The 4,271-nt window shown below is 57.3% G+C and carries 5 protein-coding genes; all 5 read left to right on the forward strand.

Going from position 1 to position 4,271, the window contains the following annotated elements; translation table 11 throughout:
- The coding region (locus AC2VLY_RS10435) for a TraE/TraK family type IV conjugative transfer system protein (RefSeq protein ID WP_486892433.1) at positions 1-378 on the forward strand (378 nt) is incomplete at its 5' end.
- Positions 375-1,562, forward strand: coding sequence for a conjugal transfer protein TraK (locus AC2VLY_RS10440; RefSeq protein WP_486892432.1), 1,188 nt, complete (start codon positions 375-377; stop codon positions 1,560-1,562). The genes AC2VLY_RS10435 and AC2VLY_RS10440, both read left to right, overlap by 4 nt.
- Positions 1,553-3,124 carry a TraB/TrbI/VirB10 family type IV secretion system protein gene (locus AC2VLY_RS10445; protein ID WP_486922224.1) on the forward strand — a complete coding sequence of 524 codons (1,572 nt, stop codon included), beginning with the start codon at positions 1,553-1,555 and terminating at the stop codon, positions 3,122-3,124. Before AC2VLY_RS10440 ends, AC2VLY_RS10445 begins: the two co-directional genes overlap by 10 nt.
- Complete coding sequence (gene traV / locus AC2VLY_RS10450) at positions 3,121-3,633, forward strand: type IV conjugative transfer system lipoprotein TraV (RefSeq protein WP_486891827.1); 513 nt, start codon at positions 3,121-3,123, stop codon at positions 3,631-3,633. Before AC2VLY_RS10445 ends, traV begins: the two co-directional genes overlap by 4 nt.
- A gap of 43 nt (positions 3,634-3,676) precedes the next feature.
- Complete coding sequence (locus AC2VLY_RS10455) at positions 3,677-4,096, forward strand: conjugal transfer protein TraA (RefSeq protein ID WP_486922225.1); 420 nt, start codon at positions 3,677-3,679, stop codon at positions 4,094-4,096.
- The last annotated feature ends 175 nt before the right edge of the window (positions 4,097-4,271 follow it).

A 4,271-nucleotide genomic window follows, 5' to 3' on the forward strand; every position in this document is an offset into this window, starting at 1 on the left:
GGTAATCTCACGCCGGGCGACGCCAAATATGTCGCTCATGCCCTGGGAAAACTCTTCGGAGCAGATGCCTACGAACAGGTCCGTAGCAAGGTAATGACTTCAGCGGCAGAAGAAAGAGCGGATGACGCCAATTTCACCTTTTCCGCCCGTAAAACCATTTGGCAGGCGGCGAACCACACCGTCTTTGTGGAAGGCGTGCTGCACCAGATCAATTCCAGCGGGGAAACCGTCGAGAAGTTGCCCTACACCTTCCAGATGCAAGTACGCATTGAGGCCGGACAGCCCGTACTGTCCAGCTTTGAGCCCTATCCCGGATCTGCCCATACGATTGCGTGGGAAATGAAACATCAGCCCAAGAAAACAGGGGGAGCACATTGAAGAAAGTTCTTGTTCTCGCGATCCTGGCTACCTGCCCCGCTCTGGCCTGGGCCGGGGTCGTCCCGCCACCTCCCGGTCAGAATCTTCCGGATTCCGCCGTGGATGCGGGTGCGGTCATGGGGCAGCACACGCAAGCCGAATATGACCGGTTCTCCGGCCAGAAGGCTTTTGCTCAAGGGGCTAACGACGGTTCCGGGCAATTTCATCTGCCGACCAGCCCCATTCGCGGTGCTGCACCCGTCAGTCCGGCTTTCAAGGGCGTGGGACGCATACCCGAAGAGGCTCCGCCGCCGCCGACCAGCACACATTTCGATCAGGTCAGTCAGCAACCCTCCCCTGCGGTCCCAGGTCAGCCCCCTGTGGCTTATCCGCATAACGGCTATGCACCGCCACCCAGCGGAGCAAGCCCTGAGCAGATTCATCAGGCCGCCATGAATATCAATGGGTATAGCATCGACAGCGGAATGGTCCCGCACATGAGTTTTGCCCAGGCTAAAAAGGACAGCACACCCGTAGTCGGCAAAACTATCCGGGTGCAAAACGGCGTGACGTATGGCGTGCGCGTATCCGGAGTATCCCCGAATCTCTTTATTACCCCGTTCAAGGATCCGCAAATTATTGTGGGTAGCACCCGATATGCCAAGCGCATCCGGCATGGCCGGGATCTGATCATCAGCTCGACGCTGAGTTTCCCGGTTGGTGTCTATATCACCGGCAAGAATCCCCATGATCCCGTGGTGTCTTTAACGCTGATTCCAAGTAAAAGACCCGCGAAAACCTATCATCTGGTCATTCCCGGCTTTGTGCCTGCACAGGCTCCGACAGTCCCCGAACATTCTGCTTATTCCAGCCAGATGGTCGCCCTCATGCGGGATGCGGTCATGAAACAGGTGCCCGAAGACTATCGCCAGTCCCATCGGATTCCGCCTCTGGCTGCTGCCATTCCCTTGTCATGGGCCGCACAGATGCGCTGGGTCGGGAATCATCATCAGATTGCGGAATACCGGATCACCAACCATCTGAATCAGAAAGTGACGCTGGCAGAGAACGATTTTTATAGCAAAGGGGTGCTGGCAGTTTCGCTCTATCCGCATCATCTTCTGTACCCCGGTGAAAGCACCAAGCTCTTTTTGATCGAAACCCTGCAGCCATCCAAGCATGGCCTGGGGGCCATATGGCGCTGACACCCAAAGACCGTCTTCGGCTCTGGTGGAAAACCCAACCGCCAAAGCGTAAGCAACAATTCAAATTTGCGGGACTGGCGGCAGGTGTCATGGGGGCCGTCATTGTGGGCTCGCAAATGTCCGGGACCGGAGATCATGCCGCCCAGGAAGCTGCGCTGAAGAAGGCCGAAGCGACCAGTAATCAGGTGTATATCGAGCATCCCAAATCCATGAGTCCGAAAGAGATGCAAAGCGAGATCAATAACCTGAGCAAGCAGATGAAAAGACTGGTGAAGCTCGACGAGAAGATGACCGGGCTGAAAGAGTCAGAGATCAAGGATCTGAGCCAGCACGTCAGCAAAAAGCTGTTGGCCCAAATCGCCAAGGATCGCGGGATTCCGGTAGCGGCTACCACCAGCAATCCCGACATGACGGGCATGAAAAACGATATTTCTGCCCTGCAGAACGAGATCTCCGAATTGCGGATGGACAGGCAACAAGTGCCTTATACCGCGCATACATCCACGCAGGTCTTTTATCCAGCCCGGATGCCGCAGGTATTGGGAGCGAATGCACCCTCGGAGAACGAAACAGCTCGCGGTGCAGCCATGCCCAGTAACGGGGTACCCTCAGCGCCCGCAGCGCCCAGTAAGACCGCATTGCAGTTTAATAACGTCAGCAAACTGAAGCATGTAAGCCATGTCGTCACCGTGAAAAGCAAAAAAGGCGTGTATCTCCCCGCAGGGACGATCCTTTCTGGCGTGTTGCTGACCGGCTTGCAGGCGGGAACCGGGCCGCAGGCGCATTCCAATCCGCAAATCGTGGATATTCGCGTCAAGCGCCGTGCGGTCCTGCCCAACGGGATTAGGGCCAATTTCTCCAGTTGTTTCATCATCGCGTCTGGATACGGCGATATGTCCACTCGCCGGGTGTATTTGCGCTCAAATATGCTTTCTTGCGTGCGTCGGCGGGGTGGCAAGGTTATTACCGCGCCCATCAAGGCGGAAGTCGAAAGCGGCGGTTTACTCGGTGTGCCCGGTAAGGTCATTTCACATCAGGGGCCGGTGATCCTCAAATCCCTGTTAGCAGGCATCTTCTCAGGATTGGGCAATGCCGTGCAGCCGACCAGTGTGCAAGGTCTGGATCTCAATCCGACCAGCGGATCAGCGGCAGGATTCCAGGCATTCAATCCCGCGTATATGGGCGAGAGTGCTCTGGCCGGTGGTATCAGTACCCCGGCTGGGGAGATTTCCAAGTTCTATCTGCATGAGGCCGAATCGCTCCTGCCCACCATTCAGATCAATCCCGGTGTAGCGGTGGATCTGTTCCTGGTGTCGGGGGCCAGCATTCACACCAACGGTGAAACCCCCGGACAACTGGCGGAAGCCAGCTATGCGGCGGCATCTTCCATGAATAATCAGGCGATGCCAGCACCGCAACAGACATCATCGGCGGATACCGAAACCTCTCCCTATGCCGGAGCAGGACAATCCAGCGCGGTTAGCGCCGCATTCCCGGATCGGCAAACTGTGCAGCGCGAAGAACAGGACGGACAGCAACCCAATCTGGAGGGCCAGCCTTGAAAAAATACCGTAACTTGAATCGCACCTGGATACTGCTGGGTGTGACAGCTCTGCTGGCAGGCTGTGCGGCTGCACACCCTTGTATTCACGGCAAGGGCGGGGTCTGCCTCAATGCCCGCACCATGTACGGCGTGACCAATCATCGGGATCAGGTCAACCCCGACAAGGAAACCCGGCGCGAAGATGCGCTGGCACGGAAACTCTTGCGGGAATCGCCTACGCAGGCCGATCAAACACCGAATTTACACCCCGAATCCACGGTGGATTCCGGGTCCGTAGTGCATACATCCAACGCGGGTGTACCGGGTGGAAATCCCGGATCGTTGTTGGCTCCTCTGCAGTATCCCAGGCCGCTGATTACGCAGCCCAGGGTGTTGCGGGTGTGGGTCGCACCCTACCGTGGTCCGGAAGGAAATCTGCATTTTCCGGGCATGGTGTATTCCATTCTCCATCCACAAAGCTGGGATTTTGCAGCGGGCTCTGCCCGTGTACCGGTGCCTGTGGACTGAGGATGGGTTTCGTTGGCTTCCTTTACTTTTTTAGGAGGATTTTATGGAAGCAGCTATGCAGTCAACCGCAATGCGCTATCAGTTGTTCATGGAGAAGGTGAATGGTCTTCTGAGCAACAAAAAGGTGGTCATCGCCGCCGTGTCTTTGTTCATCACGGCACTGGCGATGATGGTCATGGCCCATGCGGGTACGCAGGGTGCGTCTTTCGCAGACATAGCGACCCGAATCGAAGGCTGGGCTCAGGGCAAGCTAGGGCTGGCCATCGTTGCCGGTGGCTTGATCTTCGGTGTGGCCAGCATGGTCTTCACCGGTCGTGGTACGGTGCTCGCCATCGTCGTCGCTGGTGCCGTGGCTTTGTATTACGGTATTCCGGTGTTGGTCAGCATCTTTGCCGCTACGGGGGGTGCCAGTGTTGCCAGCACCCTCGTGGTTCACGGCGCACACATGGCCGGAGTGCTCTAATGCGGTTGGGACCAGCGCGGTCCCTGGTCGGCGGCTTGACCGCCGGCCTGCTTCTCGCCTCGCCTGCCTGGGCGACGGCGGGAACCATACCGCAAAGTTACCAGGCTGGAGCCAAAACGATTGTGGCCATGAGCCACGGTCAGGCAAAAATTCTTCGCACGTTCCCAGCAAAGGC

This window comes from Acidithiobacillus sp. TH-A36, from assembly GCF_057473445.1.

Excerpts from the sequence above, each read along its gene's own strand:
- AC2VLY_RS10445 (WP_486922224.1), top strand. The coding sequence starts at position 1,553 with ATGGCGCTGACACCCAAAGACCGTCTTCGGCTCTGGTGGAAAACCCAA.
- AC2VLY_RS10455 (WP_486922225.1), top strand. The coding sequence starts at position 3,677 with ATGGAAGCAGCTATGCAGTCAACCGCAATGCGCTATCAGTTGTTCATG.